The sequence below is a fragment of the Puia sp. genome (genome assembly GCF_036500295.1).
Classification (GTDB): domain Bacteria; phylum Bacteroidota; class Bacteroidia; order Chitinophagales; family Chitinophagaceae; genus Puia.
Window position 1 is genome coordinate 1 of sequence record NZ_DASYCH010000114.1, and the last position, 20,424, is coordinate 20,424.

Sequence of the window (20,424 nt, forward strand, 5' to 3'; positions counted from 1 at the left end):
ATCGGCCGGGGCTGGAAGCGGCGCGCAGAAGAACCAGCGGCTTTTTTATGGCGCAGGCTCCTGGCTGTACTGTATCGATGCGGTGACCGGAAAACCGGCGGCGGGGTTTGGGGACAGCGGGCGGATCGATCTTCACAAGGACCTCGGGCGCGACGTGGGCGATCTGTATGTGGCGGCGACGACCCCGGGGATCATCTATAAGGATATGATCATCATCGGCGACCGGGTGGCGGAAGATGCGGCGGCTGCGCCAGGCCATATCCGGGCCTATGATGTGCATACGGGCCGGCTGCGCTGGATCTTTCACACGATTCCCTATCCGGGAGAGAAAGGATATGAGAGCTGGGAGGATACAGCAGCTTACCGGCATATCGGCGGGGTCAACGCCTGGTCGGGGTTTAGCCTGGACGAAGAGAAGGGGATGTTGTTTGCGCCGGTGGGGTCGGCGTCCTATGATTTCTATGGCGGCAAACGCCAGGGCAACGATCTTTTCGCCAATTGTGTCGTAGCGCTGGATGCGAATACAGGAAAGCTGCTCTGGCATTTCCAGACGGTGCATCATGATATCTGGGACCGCGACCCGCCGACGGCGCCGGTGCTGGTGACGGTGAAGAAAGGCGGGAAAGAGATACCCGCCGTGGCGCAGGTGACGAAGGGCGGGTTTTTGTTTCTGCTCGACCGGATGACAGGTATCCCCCTCTCACCTGTCGAAGAACGGCCGGTGCCGACCGACAGTGCCCTGCCCAGAGAAAAACTCTCGCCGACCCAGCCGATCCCGATGGAGATGCCGGTTTTTGCACGGCAATCCCTAACCGAAGCCGATCTGAACCCACTCGTGCCGGATTCCTCGCTTGCCGATCTGAAGGAACGCCTGGCGGGTTACCGGACGGGGCGGTTGTACCTGCCGCCGTCGAGGCAGGGGACGGTCATCTTCCCGGGGTTTGACGGGGGCGCCGAGTGGGGCGGCCCGGCCTACGATCCCCAGACGGGTTTGCTGTATGTGAATGCCAACGAGATGCCCTGGGTGCTGACGATGGTGGATACGAAGAAAGCAAACGCGGTGATCAAGGGCAAGGGCGGTGCGGCAAAGCGGGGCATGGTGGAAGGGAAGGAGTCGACCGGCAAGCCGCCGAGCGTAGGCGAGGCGGCGAAAGCCCTGTATGCGACAAATTGCGGGGTTTGTCACGGCGCCGGCCGAAAAGGCGGCGGCAACTTCCCGACGCTGATCGGGATGAATAAGAAATATACACCCGAACAGTTTGTAACGCTGATCTCGGGTGGCCGGCGGATGATGCCGGCATTCAAGCAGCTGAGTGACGACGAGAAGAAGGCCCTGGCGGCGTATGTGCTGGACCAGGGTGCGGAGTTGGGGAAGCGGTTTGTGAACCGGAGTGCGAAGCCGGCAGACCCGTATTTTACGCTGCCGTATACGGCAACAGGGTATAATAAATTCCTGACAAAGGAAGGTTATCCGGCGGTGGCGCCGCCCTGGGGGACGCTGACGGCGATCGATGTGAATGCCGGGCGGATCGTCTGGAAGGACACACTTGGGGACTACCCGGAGTTCAAGGCAAAGGGCATCCACACGGGCACCGAGAACTATGGCGGTGCGGTCGTAACCGCTGGGGGTGTATTGTTCATCGCGGCGACCAGTGATGCGCGGATGCATGTGTACAATAAACGCACGGGTCAGCTCCTTTGGGAAGGCGACCTGCCGGTGGCGGGATTTGCGACGCCCTCGGTATATTCCGTCGGTGGGCGGGAGTACGTGGTCATCGCCTGCGGGGGCGGCAAATTGCACAAGAAGTCCGGCGATTCATATGTAGCATTTGCTTTGCCGGAGTAAGGCATCTCTTAGCATTGTTTTTGCGTTTACACCAAAAATTATCTCCAATGACGTCCTCTCTTTCGCCTAAAATGCTTTTTGGCAGCCTGCTACTGGCGGCCTTTTTTATTTCCTGTAACAATGAGCCAAAGCCCGCGGAGGCGACGACCCCGGCGAGCGGAACCGACACCTCCGGTATCAAGGAGGAAAATATCTCCTTTATGGCGGATTCCGCCAACCTCAACGCTTTTGTCGTCTACAACGATTCCGTCAAGGGCAAACGCCCGGCCGTGCTCGTCATTCCCGAATGGTGGGGCTTGAATGACTATCCAAAGATGCGGGCGCGGATGCTGGCCAAGCTCGGCTACGTGGCGATGGCGCTGGATATCTATGGTGACGGCAAGGTCGCCGACAACCCGGACAGCGCCGGCGCCTATGCGAAACCTTTTTATATGAACCCGATGAAGGCCAAGATCCGGATCGACTCGGCCATCGCACGCCTGCGGAAGTTTGACAATGTCGATGCCGGCAATATCGGCGCCATCGGCTATTGTTTCGGCGGCGGCGTATTGCTCAACACGGTCCGGCTCGGCGATGACCTGAAGGGCGTGGTCAGCTTTCACGGCACCCTGATCGGCACTCCCGCACGCAAAGATCTCCTGAAGACGAAGATCCTCGTTTGTCATGGCAACGCCGACAAATTTGTTTCACCGGCCGATGTCGCCCGATTCAAAAAGCAAATGGATTCCATCGGCGCGACCTATACGTTTATCGGTTATGACAGCGCCACCCACGCCTTTACCAATCCCGCATCGACCGCAACCGGCGAGAAATTTCACATGCCGATCGGCTATAACGCGAAGGCGGACAGCGCAAGCTGGGATGCGATGAAGACCTTCTTTGTCGGCGTATTCGGAAAATAATGTTGCGGCATAGGGAAGTAATGTTGCGGCATAGGGAAGGAATATTGCGGCGTAGGGAATAAATGTCCTTGCAAATAACCGATGGTTAACATCTATTAAATTCGGATTAAACCCGCTGTCGTACAGCGGGTTTTCTTTTAGCTTTGTGGTCAAATGCAAGGGCTTACACAAACAACAAACACCTGCCGGCGACTAACATGGCTCGTCGTTGGATTGTGTTTTGTTCTTTTGTATTCCTGCCCCGTCAAGAAATATCTGCTGATGACATTGGCAGGGGCTCACGCCACCGAAGAAGCCACCACCTCGCTTGAAAAAGATGTCACCAGTTATAGCGTCAAGATCGTTTACCTGAGCCGCCGCTCGGGTGGAAACACCGTTCTCGCGCCGATCCGGGCCATTCGCCCGGTCATGCCACAGGCTTTTGCGCTTTTTGTGGCTGCCGTCTGGCCGGCAAAGGATGGATTTGCCGCCAACGCGCCACGCTTCATGCATCTTGACGCCGTCGAGGGCGCTCCGCCCGGTTGGACGCGTCAGTTAAGGATTTGATCATCACCTCTCGCCGGGCTCCCATCGGCGCCCTGCCTTTTATATTTCCTTCCTTTTATTTATTGCCTGCTATCTGAACGGCCACTCACCCGCTGTGAGATTGGTTCATTCTTTATTTCTCTGTTTTTTATGTGGATCGTCAGACTTGCTTTACGCAGACCATACACCGTGGCGGTGATGGCGTTTTTGATCATGATCCTCGGGATCATGAGTATCAAATCGATGATCGTGGACATCTTTCCCGTCATCGATATTCCGGTGGTGAACGTGATCTGGAACTATCCAGGCCTATCGGCCGCCGATATGGAAAGAAAGGTGGTGCTGCTGTCCGAACGCGGCATCTCTTCCTCCGTCAATGGCGTCGAACGGATAGAGTCGCAGTGCCAGCCGGGCATCGGGTTGTTGCATGTATACTTCGAAAAGGGGACCGATATCGGGGCGGCGATTGCCCAGATGTCGGCAACGGCCAATGTCTCGCTGCACTCCATGCCGCCGGGCATCCAGCCGCCGTTTATCATTCAATTCAATGCCACCAACGTACAGGTGGCGCAGATCACTCTGTCGAGCAAGACGCTCCCGGAGGATAAGATCTTTGACTATGCGCTGAACTTTATCCGTATCCGGCTCTTTACGATCCCGGGTCTGGCGACGCCCGCACCCTTTGGGGGTAAGACGCGGGAGATCGTCATCGACGCGGACCCAAAAGCGATGGAGGCCAAGGGGCTTTCACCATCCGATCTGTTGGCGGCGCTGCAGGCGCAGAACCTGATCATCCCGGCGGGTACGGCGAGGATCGGCACCCGGGAATACAACGTGGAGCTGAACAGCAGCCCCGAAGTGGTGAACGAGTTCAAAGGAATTCCGGTGAAATCCGTCAATGGACAGATCGTGAATATGGGCGATGTGGCGAAGGTGGAGGACGCGTATGCCGATCAGACCAATGTGGTGCGGGTGGACCGGCACCGCGCCGCGTATCTGTCGATCCTGAAGAAATCGAACGCCTCGACGCTGATGGTGGTGGAGGCCGCCAAGGAGATGATCCCGACGATCAAAGAGACGGCGCCCGAAGGATTGGATCTGAGAGTCGACTTCGACCAGTCGGTGTTTGTGGAGAACTCGATCGAAAGCGTGTTACACGAAGCGGTCACCGGGGCGATCCTGGTCTCGCTGATGATCATGTTCTTCCTTGGCAGCTGGCGAAGCATCGTGATCGTCTGTACCTCGATACCGCTGTCGATCTTCGTCGGGATCATCGTTTTGAAACTGACGGGAAATTCCCTGAACATCATGACGCTGGGGGGGCTGTCATTGGCGATCGGTATGCTGGTGGACGATGCTACCGTGGAGGTGGAGAATATCCACCGGAATATCCATCTGCACAAGCCGCTGACCATCGCCATTCTCGATGGGGCGCAGCAGATTGCCGTGCCGGCGCTGATGGCGACGCTGGCCATTTGTATCGTCTTTTTCCCGGTGGTGCTGCTGACGGGGCCGTCAAAATATCTCTTCCAGGCGATGGCGCTATCGGTGGTGGTGTCGATGCTGGCATCCTACATTCTTTCCCGGACCCTGGTTCCCGTGCTGGCGCGGATGCTGATGGCCAACGAATATCATGGGTCGGCGCGGCCGGAAAAGGTGAGCCGGTTCAAACTGGTCTCCTGGCAGTTCAACCAATGGCGCGACCGGCGGTTTGCCCGCTTTACCTCACGGTATGGCCGGGTGCTGCATAACTGCCTTAAGAACCGGGCCGTGGTATTGACGGCCGTTTTTGCCGTGTTGGTGATCTCGCTGTTGCTGACGCGGGTTATCGGCACCGATTTCTTCCCCGTGACGGATACGGGGATGATGAAGATCCACTTCCGGGCGCCTTCGGGAAGCCGGATCGAGGAGACGGAGCGGCTGGTGGATTCGGCGGAAGCCCGGATCCAGTTCATCATCCCGAAGAAAGACCTGGGCAGCATCAACGATATGATCGGGGTGCCGCTGTTCTACAATCTCGGGTTTGTGCAAACGGACAATACCAGCAGTATGGATGCGGATATCCTTATCGCGCTACATGCCGGGCATCAGCCCACAGCCGGCTATATGCGCCGGATCCGGGAAGACCTGAATTCGCATTTCCCGGGGTGCAGCATCTATTTCCAGTCGGCCGATATCGTGAGCCAGGTGCTAAACTTCGGCACCTCGGCGCCGATCGACGTGCAGATCATGTATAATAATTACGATTCCTCCTATAAGTATGCGGTACTGCTGAAGGACGCTATGAAGACCATTCCCGGGACGGTGGACGTGAATATCAAACAGGTGCTGGACTATCCCACCTTTAAGATCAACGTGGACCGCGAACGGGCGCAGGAACTCGGACTTACACAACGGGATGCGGCCAACGCCATGCTCATCGCGTTATCGTCCAATACCACCGTGGCGCCGTCCTTCTTTATCAACCCTGCGAACAATGTCAACTATACGGTGGCTGTGAAGGTTCCCTACAAGCAGCTGAACTCCATGAACAGCGTGCTGAACACCCCCGTCACGAATAACAATGCTTCGCTGATGCAGAAGGTAAACCCTTCGCCGACGGATCTGCCGGTCGCGCAGGCCCAACCGCTGGGGAATATCGCCACGGCGCAGTTCCAGAATGAGTACGATGTCATCTCACATTATACGGTACAGCGGGTGATGGATATCACGGCCAATGTCGACGGCCGGGACATGGGTTCGGTAGCGGCGGATATCGAAAAGAAGATCGCCGGCATCGGCAAGACGCCTACGGGGATGCATTTCTTCCTGCGCGGGCAGCCGGAGGTGATGAACCAGACCTTTACCACGCTGGGGCTCGGGCTGATCCTCTCGGTGGTGCTGGTGTATTTCCTGATGGTGGTGTTGTTCCAGACCTGGCTTGACCCCTTTATTATTTTGTTTGCTGTTCCCGGGGCGTTTATCGGCATCCTGTGGATGCTGGCGATCACGGGTACGACGCTGAATACGGTGTCGCTGATGGGATCTATCGTGGCGGTGGGGATTGCCGTGTCCAATTCGATCCTGCTGGTAAGCTTTGCCAACGAGGTCCGCGTGGAGAAGGGGTTGAATGCCGTCGAGGCGGCGCTGGAAGCGGGCAAAACGCGGCTGCGACCCGTGTTGATGACTGCCCTGGCGATGGTCCTGGGGATGATCCCGATGGCCCTGGGCACGGGTCCCGGCGGAGAGCAGAACGCACCATTGGGCCGGGCGGTGATGGGCGGACTGATCGTCGCAACGTTTGTGACCCTATTTGTCGTTCCGGTGATCTATTCCCTGCTGCGGAAAAAAGAGCCGACGCGGCATAAGCTGGATGAGCAGTTTGCGCTGGAGACCATGCGCTATGACGAGGTGCATGTGGGCGATAACCCGCATGGGGGGATCAAGCCCGATGCATCGATCACAGAGTCCGAATAAATTTAAAATGAAAATACGATAATATGAAAGAGAACAAAACAGGATGGAAGATCTGGATCGGCGGGCTGCTTCTGGTAGGACTGGCCGCATTTGGATTCATCTTTATGGGACTGAAAAAGAAAGAAGCGCTGGTTGCCGAGACCGAAAGCCGGGTTATGGCAGCCAACGAAGGCCCGGTGGTGAAGGCCGTAAAGGCCGGGGCCAATGCCACCGACAAGGGACTGGTTTTTATCGGCGAGGCGCGGCCTTTCCAGGAGACCACGTTATATGCAAAGACGGGCGGGTATATGAATAAGATCCTCGTCGACAAGGGAGACCGGGTACAGGCGGGACAGCTGCTGGCGACCATCGTCTCCCCCGAGACCGATCAGGCGTATAACGCGGCCATCGCGGATATGCAGAACAAGGAGAAGATATGGGCACGCGATTCCAACCTGGTAAAGAAAGAGTATGTCAGCAAGGAAGAGGCGGAGACGAGTGAGACGACGGTGAGGATGGCCCGGGCGCAGGTGCAGTCGCTGAAGGAGCAGATGGGCTATAAGAACCTGGTCGCCCCGTTTGCGGGGACGGTCACGGCGCGTTTTGCGGACCCGGGCGCATTGGTTCAGAATGCCGTCAACTCCCAGACCAGTGCGCAGCCCGTGGTGACGCTCTCACAGCTGGACCGCATCAGGGTGTATATCTATGTTCCGCAGATTGACGCGGCGTTTGTCCAGACGGGTTATCCGGTGACGATCACTTCCACAGACCGGCCGGACTGGCAGATGAAGGCGAAGGTGACGCGGATCGCGGGGGAACTCGATCCCAAAACCCGCATGATGCTGGTGGAGATCGATGTCGCCAACGAAAAGAAGGACCTGATCCCCGGGAGTTATCTGCAGGTGGACTTACAGTCCCCGGACCAGCGGCAGCTGGCCATTCCTTCGGAGGCGCTGGTGGTCCGCGGCGGCAAATATTTTGTCACGCTGGTGGACAGCCTGCATAAGCTGCATTATCAGCCGGTGACGGTGGGGAAGAATGATGGGGCGTTTGTGTCGATCCTCAGCGGGATACAGCGGGGCGACTTAGTGGCGCTCAACGTAAGTCCGGAGTTAAAAGAAAATCAAAAGGTAAAATTACAGTAGGATGAAAAGAATTGGATTGGTGTTTTTGATGGTATGGGGCGGGGGGACGATGGCGCAGGGAGTCAGGGTGCTGACCCTCGGAGATTGTATCGGGATCGCCCTGCAGCGGAGCACAGCCGTCCTCAAGGGAAATAATGATGTGGCGTTGGCGGGAACACAGGTGATGGCGGCCTATGGCCAGTTCCTGCCAAACGTACAGGCCGTGGGGGGTGTCAACTACGACAAGGGGAACAACTGGTTTGGAAGTACCGGCATCGCGCTGGCGAATGAGGCCCGGGGCGTCTACAATTATCAGTTGACCAGCAGCGTCAATCTTTTTACGGGATATTTCAACCGCAGCAGTCTGAACCAGGCAAAGCTGAACCAGCAGGTCTCGGGTCTCACCCTCGAACGGGCGAAGCAGCAGATCGAGCTGGACATTACGCAAAGCTATCTGCAGTTGATCCTGGACCGGAAGATCGTGGTGCTGGACAGCAATAACCTCACCGTTTCCCTCGACCGGGAGCATCAGCTTTCGATGCTGACGGATGTGGGCCGGACGGCGCGTACCGATCTGTATCAGCAACAGGCGCAGACCAGCAGTGACCAGCTGTTGCTCATCAACGCCCGCAGCCGGATGCAGGACGACAAGATCCTGTTGTTGCAGAAATTGCGGATCGACTCGGGGGGAAACTACGAGATCGCGGATATCCCGATCGACGACGAAGCCGAAGCGGGCAAGTATGGCAATGCCGACGCGCTGGTGACCGAGGGGGTGCAGTTGCGGATCGACCTGCGCAGCGCGGACCTGAATATCCAGGCCAACGACTGGAATATCCGCAAGCTGAAAAGCGGCTATCTGCCGACGGTGAGTGCCTCGGGCGGGTTTTTCAACGACGGCGGGTGGTTCAATTCCCTAAAGGTAAATGGGGTGGAAGAGTTGCCGGGATCGCAGACCCCGGTATCCACGCAGCTGTATAAAAACTCCTATGGGTTGCTGGGCGTGAATGCCACCTGGAACATCTTCGACCGGTATGCGACCCGCTCGAATGTGGCGGCGGCGCGCCTGCTGCGGGATGATGCGCGGATCGACCGCGAGGATGTGAAGATCGGCATCGTGGCGAGTATCCGGCTGGCGCATAATGATTACCGCAATGCGGTGCAGCAGATGGAGACCGTGGGCAAGGGACTCGTCGCGGCGCAGGAGGCCTTTGACGCCGTCAATGCGCGGTATCGGCAGGGGGCGACGGATTTCATCACCGAGAGTAATTCGCAGCAGGTGCTGTTACAGGCGCAGCAGAACAAGATCCAGGCATCCGTCAATATGATGTTGCAGAAGAAGGCGATCGACTTCTTTACGGGGACGATAGCTCCGTAGGACGTGGCAAGTCGTCCGGGCCGGGTGGCATCGACCCTTCGGGTTGAGGCGCCCGGCTATTTATTTCAGAAGGTGCCCGTTTTGCACCACCCATTTCAGCAGCGCATTATTCTCGTCGGCCAGCTCCAGCTTGCGGCAGATATTGTGCCGGTGGTTTTTGATGGTATAGCGGCTGAGGTGGAGGGTGCCGGCGATCTCGATGGTGGTCTTTTTTTCGCGGATCAGCCGGAGGATGCGCAGTTCGGTGCCGGTGAAATCGTTGTCGGTCCGGAGCAGGGGTTTGCCGGCCTGGTCCTCACCGCTGAGGCGGCTGATCACGAGATGAACGCCTGCAAAAAGCTGGTCGTCATCGATGGGTTTTATGAGATAGTTGGCCGGATGTGTGGCCGCGGCCTTTTCGATGATGGCATGCGTCTGATAGGAGGTGATGAAGATGACCTCGAACGCATAACGCCGGCGAAGCTGGGTCACCAGGTCGATGCCCGACAGGTCGTCTTCCATCTGGATGTCGCAGAGCAGGAGATGGGGCAGCATCTCGGCCATCGCGATGCCGGCCTCTTCGCGGCTGACCGCGACGCGGGTCTCGCAATTGAAATTCACCCGGAGTTGTTGCTCGATAAAACGGGCGATGATGATCTCATCTTCAATAATCAGAATCCTAACCATGTTGCTTTTAATAAGGGATCGTGAATGAATAGCTTAATCCCTCTGCGGCGGCGATGGTCATCTTTCCATTCATCTGACGCGTCAGGTCCTTGATGAGGGGGATGCCCATGGTGAACTTTTCGTTCGACTCGCCGGTTGGGATGCCTACGCCGTTGTCGGAGTAGCTGAATTCCAGCTGGTGGTCATTCACTTCCACGGCTTTCACCCGGATACAGGGATCGGGATGATCCTTGAAGGCGTGTTTAAAGGTGTTGGTGAACAGTTCGGAAAGTATGAGGCCGAATGAGAGAGTATGTTTGTCGCTGAGGCAGAGTCCCGTGGGGATATCCTGCTGGATGCGGGTCTTTTCTTTTGTATCATAGATCTTCTGCAGGTGGGCCGCCAGTTCGGTGATGAATTCGCAAAGACTGACATTGCGGCCTTTTTCAACGTTGAAGAGCTTTTCATTGACAAGCATCATGGCCCTGATCTTGCCGATATTCCCTTTGAGGATGTCGCGGGAGATGCCGTCGCTGACGATGGGGAGTTGCAGGCTGAGGAGGCTGTAAAGCAGTTGCAGGTTATTCTTTACACGGTGGTGCAGTTCGTCGATGAGGAGTTCGATCTTGGTATTCCTTTCCGCCAGCTGGTATTTCTGGTTCTGGAGACGCTTGTTGGTGACCCGGAGGGCTTCGGTCCGTTCTTCCACGCGTTTTTCGAGCAGGCTGTTCTGGTGTTGCTGGAGGCGGTTAAGCTCTTCCAGCGCGACCTGCTTGGCCAGTTCATGCTGGCGCATCTCCTCTTTCAGCCCGGTGGTGAAGAACAGGAAGATCGCGAGGTTGAAGCAGTTGCCGACGATGCTGACGATGTTCAAAGACCGTTCGTGGCCGACGATGATGGAAATGGTCAGAAAGAGACCCGATACGCAAAGGAGGATGAGGCCGTAGGCGAGATAACGGCGTGCCGGGTTGAGCCGGGGCCAGCAGGCGTAAAGCGCATAGCCGACAATGAAAAGCATGAGGGGATGGGTGGCGCGGTCGATCAGCCCCGAGAGATAGTAGTCGCCCGTAAAGTAGTCGATCCCGAAGGCCGTCAGGGCCCTGACGATCAGCAAGGCGGGCACCAGGCGCATCCAGGCATATACTTTCGGAAAATCGGTGCGCAGCTGCCAGAAGTCGACGACCAGCAGGTAGATACCCAGCAGGCCGACATAGAGGAAATGTACGTTGATGAGCCAGGCGGTGGCCGGGTGGTTGGGAGCGACCCAATCGATCGAGTAGCCGCTGTTGCTGACGGCGTAGCAGCCGATGCCGCCGATGCTCAGGAGAAGCCAGAGATAGGGTCGGAACCGGCTCACGATCCAGGACAGCAGGGAATAAATGAAAAAGATACAGATGGCGCCGAAGAAAGCGGCGTCGATGGATTCCTTTGTCCGCAGTGCTTTGAAGTATTGTCGCTGCGTCAACAGTTCGAAATCGAACTGGGGTTGATAATATTTTGTATGGTGGACCTTGATGAGAAGGGTATAGTCCCTGTTCTTTTCCAGCGGCAGCGACGCATAAAGCCGGCCATCCCCGTCTGTCAGCTGGCTTGCGGGGCGAAACGCGCCGACCACTTTATGGGTGATGAGGGTACTGTCGGCATAGAGGTACACATCCACAAAGGTGAGATGGTGAAAGGTGAGGATCTTGCCGGGGTCCTCCAGGTCGTTTGTGCGAAAGCTGGTTCGTAGCCAGTAATCACTGACGGGATTTCCTTTTGGCAGGGTGGCGAGAGGGATAAAGCTATTCGGATGGAGGATGAGGTCGGTGGGATTGGCAGAGCCGGCGGAGTCTTCGAGTGCGGTGAACAAAGGTTGTAGCGATAGCCGCTGACCTGTCAGCACCGGGGTGGAGGGGGGGCTACCATTGGCAGGAGCAAAAGCAAGTATGAACGTCAGGAGCAGTAACCCTGACGGCTTTAATGAGGATATATCACGAGCCATCGGGTTAAAAGTACAAAAATAATAAGCGATAATGTAGGTATTTGTACGTAAAAAATCTAAATAGAAGCCTAAGCGCCCTGCGAGAAACGCTATGCGGATTAGTTTTGACTGGTTTCAAACATATTAATAAAATCCAATTTATGAAAACACGCCTACGTGGGCTTTTTTTTCTTGTATTCTCCTTTGCCTCCTTTATGGCGGCCAGGGCGCAGACCTATGCGCTGAGTTTTAATCCCGCCAATTCGAGTTATGTGGATTGCGGCAACAATTCCCTCTTAAACGCCAGTAATATCCGGACGATGGAATGCTGGGTGAAACTGAACAGCCTGGCGACGGACCAGGAGATTCTCAGCCGGTCGATATCGGGTGTGGGGATCGAACTGCTGGTCTACGGCGGAAACCTCGCTTTTTATTGTATGAATGGGACCAACTTTGCCTTCATCAGCTACCCCGGCAGCAATTTGACGACGGGGGTGTGGTATCATGTTGCCGTGAGCTGGGACGGCAGTACGCCCGGTTCTCTGCGGTTATATGTCAACGGGGTAAGCGTGGGTACGATGTCCACCGGGGGATCGCTTTCCGGCGGCGTGGGTAATCCCGGTACAGGTACGAGTTTTCGCATCGGCCAGTGGTCCGATGCGGGCGCCACCCGTTATCTCAACGGCACGGTCGACGAGGCGAGGGTCTGGAGTGTTACGCGTACCGCCGCACAGATCAAAGCCGGGATGTACGGCACGGTGTCGCCCGCGACCACGGGGTTGATCGCCTATTACAAACTCAACGACGGCAGCGGTGCAGCGGCGACCAACAGCACCGCCAATCCGGGGTTGAACGGAACACTCGTAAACAGTCCGTCCTGGGTGGCATCGCCGGTGCAATGGAGTCCCAATGCGCTTGCCTTTGACGGGGTCAATGACAAGGCTACCGCACTGGCCAGCAGCGCCTACGATCTGAGCACGGGAACGGTGGAGTTCTGGGCCATGCCGACCAACTGGGCCACCGGCCTGGGTGTGAACATGTGTATGTTGGGAGTCCGGGGTGGCACGCTGGGACGTTACAGCTTTCATCTCAGCTCGGGCGCCGTGGGCATCTACAATGGACTGCTTTTTACGACCCTGAGCTATGCCTTTAGTCTGAACCAGTGGTATCATTTTGCCTTTGTCTGCAATGGCACCAGCACGACGGTATATATCAACGGCGTCGCACAGCCGACTACGATCGGTGCATTCGGTACCGCCACGGGCCAGCCGCTGGTCTTTGGCCAGGCCCTGACGGCTACCGGATTTCAGGAACCCTTTGCCGGCGCGTTGGACGAAGTGCGGATCTGGAATACCCAGCGGACAAGCGGCCAGATCCTGGCCGGCATGAACCAGACGATGCTCGGCAACGAGTCGGGGCTGGTCGGGTTGTTCAGCATGGATGAAGCCCTTGTGGCCGGAACCAATACGGGGATGACGACCATGGTGGATGGCACGATCGCCAATAACCACGCCACCCTCGCGAATTTTTCGCTGTCCGGGACGACTTCCAACTGGATCAGCCATAGCGCTATCTCGTTGCCCGTGGAGTTCTCGGCTTTTACCGCGCAGAAGGCAAACGGAGCGGTATTGCTCAACTGGCAGACGGCACAGGAGCAAAACAGCAAGGAGTTTGTGATCGAACGCAGTACGGATAACCTGGCGTACACGGCCATCGGCACCGTCGAAGCGGCGGGTAACAGCAGCCAGTCGCTGAGTTATTCCTTTATGGATATCTCGCCGTTGGCCGGCAAGGACTATTACCGGCTGAAAGAGGCCGATCTTGACGGGAAATATTTATATTCGCCGATCGTCGCCGTGAATTTCGATGCGGGTGCGGAGGTGAGAGTGTCGCCCAATCCTGCCAATACGAGTGTTACCTGGTGGATGAACAGCGCACAGGCTTCGGGCGGCGCACTGAGTCTGACCGATCTTGCCGGAAGGGTAGTGCTGACCCGGAATGTCCAGTGGCAGAAGGGGGCGAACCAGTTTGTCATCGGCGTGAGCGGGCTGCCGCCGGGCGGCTATGTCCTGACGCTTACCGATGCCGCTTCGGGCATGAAACTCAGCCGTGAACTGCAGATCGTCCGCTAGGGCGTAACAAAGAGTTAATATTCCCCGGAAAGGGAGGGGGTGTAAATTACGCGCGTTTTAAAACATTACATGGTATGAAGTATATTCTCTCCCTTTCTCTTACGGGCCTTGTGCTCTTCTTTGTCTCCTGTGGCAAGCACAACGATCAGGATGTAACGGTTTCGAATCAGCAATTCAGCGCCGGGAGTTTTATCCAGGCGGGAGATACGCTCAACTCAAAGAGCGGCAGCAACGGCCGGGCGATCAAAGGGACCCTGCAATCGGGAAAGACTTATTACTTGTCCAGCCTGTATGCGGATGCGACGATCAACGCGGGTGATACGCTGGTCGTTCAGAATGGCGTGAGTGTGCTGGTGGTAGGGCCGGCGTCGGGCGCCGGGGCCATCGGAACACAGGATCATGCGCCGGGGATCGTGGTCAACGGGACCTTCCTCTGTCTGGGGACAAAGGATAAGCCTAATTGGTTCACGGTGGCGGATGCCTCACTGAAGTCCGATCCGGCGAAAGACCCGCAGAACCCCTCCACCGACCCCGCCTTCAAAGGTTATTGGGGCGGCATCCAGGGCGGTGTGGGCAGCGGCGATATCATCATTAAATGGACTCATCTCGAATATACGGGCGGGCTGGCGCCGCTGAACGGCCCCAAGCCGGGTACGAACCGCTATGGGGTTTTCATCCAGAGCCCCTCGGCCAATTTTGTGGTGGAAGACAGCTGGCTCTATGGCTGCGCCAACGACGTGGTACGGCCGGCCGGCGGGAAATATGAGATCTTCCGCAATACGTTCGAGAAGATCGGGTTGATCGCGGGCGAGTGTGTCAACGTAAAAAGTGGGAGCACCGGGGACATCGGCTATAATCTCGTGGTCGGCGGCACGGGCAATGCCTTCAAGGCGGCGAATGCCGGCGGGCTTTCTCCACAGGCCAGCATGATCTGCTATAACAACACCGTCATCACGACCGGTTATCGCCAGGCGAAGGCGGGCGAGGGCGGCTCCATCGATTTCGAGCAGGCAGGCCGCGGGCTGGCGTATAACAATATCCTCGTCAATTGCGCCTATGGACTCGGGATCAGGGGCGGCGGCGGATCGGTGCCCATCGCCGATACGGCCAATATCCGCTATGGCTATACCTATAACTATGGTGACGGGACCGACTTTACGACGCAATTCCTCCCGGTGGGTTTTATCACGGTGCAGCAGGCCTCCGATATCAACGGCGGCAACGCCACCACGCCGGGCGCGAACAATCCCAGATTCGTCAATTATCCACTTCCCGCGGCGCCGGGTACTAATTTCAGTGCCGCCGATTATGTCGGGAGCTTTAATTTCCGGCTCGCCAGCGGGTCACCGGCTATCGGTAAGGGATACACGGCCTTCTCCGTGGCCGCTGTCGTGAAAAAGGATGCGGTATTCGGCGTTACCGAGGTGACCCCGCCGGGAAAGGATCTTGGCGCCTACCAAAGTGACGGGAGTGGGAATCAGCATTAAATATATTGCTCTTTTAGGGCTGCTCGGCTGCTTCCGGGTGGCGGCGCAAAAGAATGACACGCTGGGCCTGCCAAACCGCGATTCCCTGCCGCGCCGCGATTCGCTGCCGGAGGTGACGGTGCGGGGCTACCCCGATGCCGGTTCGGTGCGGGAAGCCCTTCGCCTGCAGAAGTCGGCCAACCTGATCCTGGATATCGTGCCCGAAGAAACGATCGGCCGCAGTACCGATCTCTCCATCGCCGACGTCACGCGCCGCGTGAACGGACTTTCGGTGACGACGGATGGGGCCGGGTTGTCGGATCATACCATCATCCGGGGCATGGACCCCCGCTACAACTACACCCTCGTGGACGGGATCAAGATACCCAGCCCGGGTGACCGAAGCCGTTATATCCCCCTTTCCATCTTCCCGGCCGAGCTGGTCCAGCGGCTGGAAGTATATAAGACCCTGACGCCGGATATGGAGGGCGACGCGATCGGCGGGGTGGTGAATATGGTGTTGCGGAACGCGCCGGACCAACCGCTTTTGAAGCTGCGGCTGACCAGCGGGTACAACCAGACCTTTTTCGATCAGTCCTATCTTTCCTTCAACAGCGGCGTCGTCCAGCATAAAAGCCCATACGAAACGCATGGCGCGGGATATTCTGCCACCGGCGCCGACTTTACCCGGGATAACCTCTCCTTTTCCCACAAACAGCCTGCACCCGATATGCTGGGTAGCTTTACGGCGGGCCGGCGGTTTTTCGGGAAGCGGCTGGGGGTGCTGGTGGCTGCCAATTACCAGGATATCAAGAGAGGCGCCCCCAATTTTTTTATCCCGCAGAACAACCAGCCGGGGCTGAACAATTCCCCCGGGCTGACCGATCTTTACCTCAATAATTATTCGACTACACTTATCCGGGAGGGATTTCACGCCCGGGTCGACTATATCCTGGATCCGCACAACAGCATTGCCCTATACCAGCTGTATTCGAGCCAGCAGGATATCGAGAGCCGGTACCGGGTGGATACGAGTCTGAGCCTCGGCCGGACCGAACCCGGAACAGGAAGGATCACGATCACGGACCGGAGCCGCATCCATCTGCAGCATTTGTACAGCGCCAGTCTGCGGGGTGACCATGTGCTGAGCCCCCACTTTTCCCTCCGGTGGACGACCGCCTGGTCGGTGGCGACGGGACTCTATCCCGACTGGAGCGAGCTGTCCGCGGGTACTGCCCGGCTGGAGAACGCCGGCGGCGGGATCACGGCGACGCCGCTGCTGCTGGATGGGATGACGCGTACCTGGCTGCGCAACCGGGAGCGGGATCTTTCGAATTATGTTTATGGGGACTATCACCGAAGCGTCAGGGGCCATGTGCTGTCGGTGAGCGCGGGCGGCCTTTACCGGGATAAGCAACGCGACAATTTTTACAACAACTATATTTTTCAGCCCGCCATCACCACCAACCAGGGACAGCCGTTTACGGATATCTACCATGCCGGATGGACGAATGGGGACGGGCCGCAAAACCCGCTTGGCGCGGTGGCCAATCCGAATACCTATCATGCCCAGGAAGGTATCGCGGCAGGCTATCTTTCGGTTCAGTGGAAAGGGAACCGGGCCGACTGGCAGGCGGGATTGCGCTATGAGGACACGCGACAGCAATTTGTTTCGTCGGTGGACCCGGCGGTGAGTTATGGAAAGGAGGGGAGTATCCACTACGCGGACTGGCTGCCGTCGGCGCAGGTGAAGTGGCGGTTGACGGATAAAACGGTGTTGCGGGGTTCCTGGGACCGCAGCCTGTCGCGGCCGGCGCTTTATGACGTGACGTTCTATTCGATCGAATATGAAGACTATCGCGAGGTGGGGAATCCTTTCCTGCGGCGTTCGCATGCCGATAATCTCGATCTGCGCTATGAATGGTATCCAGGCGGGTTGGACCTGTTCCAGGCCGGAGTCTTTTATAAGCAGATCCGGGACCCCTATGAGCGGACGTTGTTGAATGCGAATGACGAGTTGTATCCGATCGGGAGCGGGGGGCTGTCCTATACGCCGGCGGGGGAGCTGACGGCACAGATGCGCAATGCGGGGACGGCCCATGATTACGGCCTTGAGTGGGCGGCGACAAAATATTTTGGGCGGTGGGGGGTGCAGGGGCAATATACTTTCACAAGTTCGCGAGTGGTGCAGGCGACAAAATTTACGACAAGGGCGGTGCCGGGTGATCCGGCCAGCGATGAGGTGACCGTCACGCGGAATGAGTCGCGGCCCTTGCAGGGGCAGTCTGCGCATCTGGCGAGTCTGAGTTTGCTTTATGCCGCGGCGGGGTGGAATGGGCGGGTCTCGGCGATCTATACCGGGCGGAGGATCTATTCGGTGTCGGGCTGGTATGGGCTGGATTACTGGCAGCGGGGCTATACGGTGCTGGATGCGGCCGTGGAGAAGAAGATCGGGAGCCGGCTGCGGCTGTTTGCAAAGATCGATAACCTGTTTAATACGGTGACGACGGTGGACCTCCTGACGCCAAATCCCGATTTTGCCCGGGGGCTCCTGCCGGGGCAGCAGCGGGCCGACCGCATCACCGTCATGCGGCAGGTAGTAAGGGCGAGTTATTATGCCGGCGCGCAATGGAGCTTGCGTTAGGGATCGGCGGCAGTACCGCGTACGCCGGAGAGCCCGCCGCGCCGCTTCGCTTTGGTTTGCGGCGGCGCGGAACGTCCTGGGGCAATTTTTCCCCGCGCGGGCGTGCATGGGTTTTGCCGTCATTCGGGTATGCTGGACGACGAATTACATTGGTATAAGGACGCGATCATTTACGAGCTGCATATAAAAGCGTTCTGCGATGGGGATGCGGATGGGGTGGGGGATTTCCAGGGTTTGATGACCAAGCTGGATTATCTCCAGGACCTGGGGGTGACGGCGATCTGGTTGTTGCCGTTTTACCCGTCGCCTTTGAAAGACGATGGCTATGATATAGCCGATTACTATACGATCAATCCCTCGTACGGGGATGTTTCCCGGTTTAGACATTTGTTGAAGGAGGCGCATCGCCGGAATCTGAAGGTGATCACCGAGCTGGTTATAAATCACACGTCGGATCAACACGCGTGGTTTCAGCGGGCGCGGCGGGCGCCGAAGGGGTCGAAGGAGCGGAACTTTTATGTCTGGACGGATAATCCGGAGCAATATAAAGACGTTCGCATCATATTCCAGGACTTCGAGAACTCGAATTGGACCTGGGACCCGGTAGCGGAGCAATATTACTGGCACCGGTTTTTCCATCACCAGCCCGACCTCAACTACGACAACCCAGCGGTGCAGGAAGAGGTGCTGCAAATCCTCGACTACTGGTGCAAGATGGGGGTGGACGGATTTCGATTGGATGCCGTGCCTTATCTGTTCGAGCGGGAGGGTACCAATGGGGAGAACCTGCCGGAGACGCATGCCTTTTTGAAGAAGCTGCGGAAACATCTCGACGAAAATTTTTCCGGTACGGTCTTGCTGGCAGAGGCGAATATGTGGCCCGAGGATTCGGCGTCTTATTTCGGGAACGGGGACGAGTGTCATATGAACTACCATTTCCCGGTGATGCCGCGGATGTTTATGGCGCTGCAAATGGAAGACCGGTATCCCATCACCGATATTTTCGATCAGACGCCGGAGATCCCGCCCACCTGTCAATGGGCGATGTTCCTGCGCAACCATGACGAGCTGACACTGGAGATGGTCACCGATGAGGAACGGGATTACATGTACAAAGTCTACGCCCGCGACCCGAAGGCGCGGATCAACCTGGGCATCCGGCACCGCCTGGCGCCGCTGTTGGATAACAACCGCCGGAAGATCGAATTACTGAACTCGCTGCTTTTTGCATTGCCGGGTACGCCGGTGATCTATTACGGCGATGAGATCGGGATGGGGGATAATTTTTACCTGGGAGACCGGGATGGGGTGCGGACGCCGATGCAGTGGTCACCGGACCGGAATGCGGGTTTTTCCGCCGCGAATCCGCAGAAGCTGTACCTGCCGTTGATCCTGGACCCCGAATACCATTACGAGTCGGTGAATGTCGAGACGCAGCGCGCGAATACGTCTTCTTTATTTTGGTATATGAAGCGACTGATCGCGGTGAGAAAGAAGTTTCACACGTTTGGCAGGGGTAATCTGCGGTTTGTGAATACGGAGAATCCGAAGGTGCTGACGTTTACACGGACCTATGAAGAGGAGACGTTGCTGGTGGTGGTGAACCTGTCGAAGTTTTCGCAGGCTGCGGAGGTAGATCTGCTGGCGTATAAGGGCTTTGTGCCGGTGGATGTGTTCAGCAAGAACCGGTTCCCGGTGATCCGGGAGGACGGCGGATATTTCTTTACGCTGGCGCCGCATTCTTTTCAATGGTTTGTGCTGGAGAAGGCGCATCCCGAGATGGATGAGGACAAGCCGCTGCCGCTGTTGCTGTTACGGCAGCGGGCGGCGGTGCTGGAGGGTGCGGCGAAGCGGCAGTTGGAGAATGTGATCCTGCCGCGATATCTCGTGCGCGCAAAGTGGTTCATCCCAAAAGAACGCAATACCTACCAGGTGGTGATCGCCGACTTCACGGTGATGGAGGTGGGGGAACAACAGGTGTTTTGGCTGTTGCTGGAGATCTCGGGGGATGATGGGATGCCGGGGCTCTACCAGTTGCCGGTGTGGGTGGTGGATGCGGAGGTGGGCAGGAGGCTGGGTGAGGGGTATCCCGAGGCGCTGATCGCCACTGTACGGTCGGAGGAGGGCGAGGGGATGCTGGTGGATGCCTTCTTCAGCTGTGACTGGCAGATAGCGTTGTTACGGCGGCTGAGCACGGGACATAAGAACGGTCATGCTTCGCCGGTGGTCTTCGAGGGGAGTGCGAAGGTAAAAGATTATCTGAAGGAGGTCGGGGATGTGTGTGCCGGTACGGCGACGCCGAAGGTACATGTGTCCGATCTGTATAACACGTCCATCGCCTATGATGGAGCGTTTTTTCTAAAG

12 protein-coding genes are annotated in these 20,424 nt (G+C 57.4%); 10 read left to right on the top strand and 2 right to left on the bottom strand.

Going from position 1 to position 20,424, the window contains the following annotated elements:
- From VGM48_RS21280 to VGM48_RS21305, 6 genes are all read left to right on the top strand, one after another.
- A partial coding sequence (locus tag VGM48_RS21280) for a c-type cytochrome (RefSeq protein ID WP_331582453.1) occupies positions 1-1,846 on the top strand: 1,846 nt, incomplete at its 5' end.
- 47 nt (positions 1,847-1,893) lie between these two features.
- The gene (locus tag VGM48_RS21285) at positions 1,894-2,748 is read left to right on the top strand and encodes a dienelactone hydrolase family protein (RefSeq protein WP_331582454.1); all 855 of its coding nucleotides are present in this window, start codon (positions 1,894-1,896) and stop codon (positions 2,746-2,748) included.
- A gap of 261 nt (positions 2,749-3,009) precedes the next feature.
- Positions 3,010-3,294 (top strand): hypothetical protein, encoded by a 285-nt coding sequence (locus tag VGM48_RS21290; RefSeq protein ID WP_331582455.1) that lies wholly within the window; start codon positions 3,010-3,012, stop codon positions 3,292-3,294.
- A gap of 129 nt (positions 3,295-3,423) precedes the next feature.
- Positions 3,424-6,729, top strand: coding sequence for an efflux RND transporter permease subunit (locus tag VGM48_RS21295; protein WP_331582456.1), 3,306 nt, complete (start codon positions 3,424-3,426; stop codon positions 6,727-6,729).
- A 23-nt stretch (positions 6,730-6,752) separates the two neighbouring features.
- A complete protein-coding gene (locus VGM48_RS21300; RefSeq protein WP_331582457.1) occupies positions 6,753-7,853 on the top strand; it encodes an efflux RND transporter periplasmic adaptor subunit in 1,101 nt (366 codons plus the stop codon).
- 1 nt (position 7,854) lies between these two features.
- A complete protein-coding gene (locus VGM48_RS21305; protein ID WP_331582458.1) occupies positions 7,855-9,210 on the top strand; it encodes a TolC family protein in 1,356 nt (451 codons plus the stop codon).
- Between the two features lie 60 nt (positions 9,211-9,270).
- Here the strand turns inward: VGM48_RS21305 and VGM48_RS21310 are convergent, their stop codons facing one another.
- Positions 9,271-9,876 carry a response regulator transcription factor gene (locus VGM48_RS21310; RefSeq protein WP_331582459.1) on the bottom strand — a complete coding sequence of 202 codons (606 nt, stop codon included), beginning with the start codon at positions 9,874-9,876 and terminating at the stop codon, positions 9,271-9,273.
- Between the two features lie 7 nt (positions 9,877-9,883).
- On the bottom strand, positions 9,884-11,839 hold the full coding sequence (locus VGM48_RS21315) for a sensor histidine kinase (protein ID WP_331582460.1): 1,956 nt from the start codon (positions 11,837-11,839) through the stop codon (positions 9,884-9,886).
- A 140-nt stretch (positions 11,840-11,979) separates the two neighbouring features.
- On the opposite strand from VGM48_RS21315, the gene VGM48_RS21320 reads away from it, so the two are divergent.
- From VGM48_RS21320 to treS, 4 genes are all read left to right on the top strand, one after another.
- Positions 11,980-13,950, top strand: a complete 1,971-nt coding sequence (locus VGM48_RS21320; RefSeq protein WP_331582461.1) for a LamG-like jellyroll fold domain-containing protein — start codon at positions 11,980-11,982, stop codon at positions 13,948-13,950.
- A gap of 74 nt (positions 13,951-14,024) precedes the next feature.
- Complete coding sequence (locus tag VGM48_RS21325) at positions 14,025-15,437, top strand: hypothetical protein (protein ID WP_331582462.1); 1,413 nt, start codon at positions 14,025-14,027, stop codon at positions 15,435-15,437.
- On the top strand, positions 15,421-18,060 hold the full coding sequence (locus VGM48_RS21330) for a TonB-dependent receptor domain-containing protein (RefSeq protein WP_331582463.1): 2,640 nt from the start codon (positions 15,421-15,423) through the stop codon (positions 18,058-18,060). Before VGM48_RS21325 ends, VGM48_RS21330 begins: the two co-directional genes overlap by 17 nt.
- A 102-nt stretch (positions 18,061-18,162) precedes the next feature.
- Positions 18,163-20,424, top strand: a 2,262-nt coding sequence (gene treS, locus VGM48_RS21335) for a maltose alpha-D-glucosyltransferase (RefSeq protein WP_331582464.1), incomplete at its 3' end; no start/stop codon positions are given.

Excerpts from the sequence above, each read along its gene's own strand:
- VGM48_RS21285 (WP_331582454.1), top strand. The coding sequence starts at position 1,894 with ATGACGTCCTCTCTTTCGCCTAAAATGCTTTTTGGCAGCCTGCTACTG.
- VGM48_RS21290 (WP_331582455.1), top strand. The coding sequence starts at position 3,010 with ATGACATTGGCAGGGGCTCACGCCACCGAAGAAGCCACCACCTCGCTT.
- VGM48_RS21295 (WP_331582456.1), top strand. The coding sequence starts at position 3,424 with ATGTGGATCGTCAGACTTGCTTTACGCAGACCATACACCGTGGCGGTG.
- VGM48_RS21300 (WP_331582457.1), top strand. The coding sequence starts at position 6,753 with ATGAAAGAGAACAAAACAGGATGGAAGATCTGGATCGGCGGGCTGCTT.
- VGM48_RS21305 (WP_331582458.1), top strand. The coding sequence starts at position 7,855 with ATGAAAAGAATTGGATTGGTGTTTTTGATGGTATGGGGCGGGGGGACG.
- VGM48_RS21310 (WP_331582459.1), bottom strand. The coding sequence starts at position 9,876 with ATGGTTAGGATTCTGATTATTGAAGATGAGATCATCATCGCCCGTTTT.
- VGM48_RS21315 (WP_331582460.1), bottom strand. The coding sequence starts at position 11,839 with ATGGCTCGTGATATATCCTCATTAAAGCCGTCAGGGTTACTGCTCCTG.
- VGM48_RS21320 (WP_331582461.1), top strand. The coding sequence starts at position 11,980 with ATGAAAACACGCCTACGTGGGCTTTTTTTTCTTGTATTCTCCTTTGCC.
- VGM48_RS21325 (WP_331582462.1), top strand. The coding sequence starts at position 14,025 with ATGAAGTATATTCTCTCCCTTTCTCTTACGGGCCTTGTGCTCTTCTTT.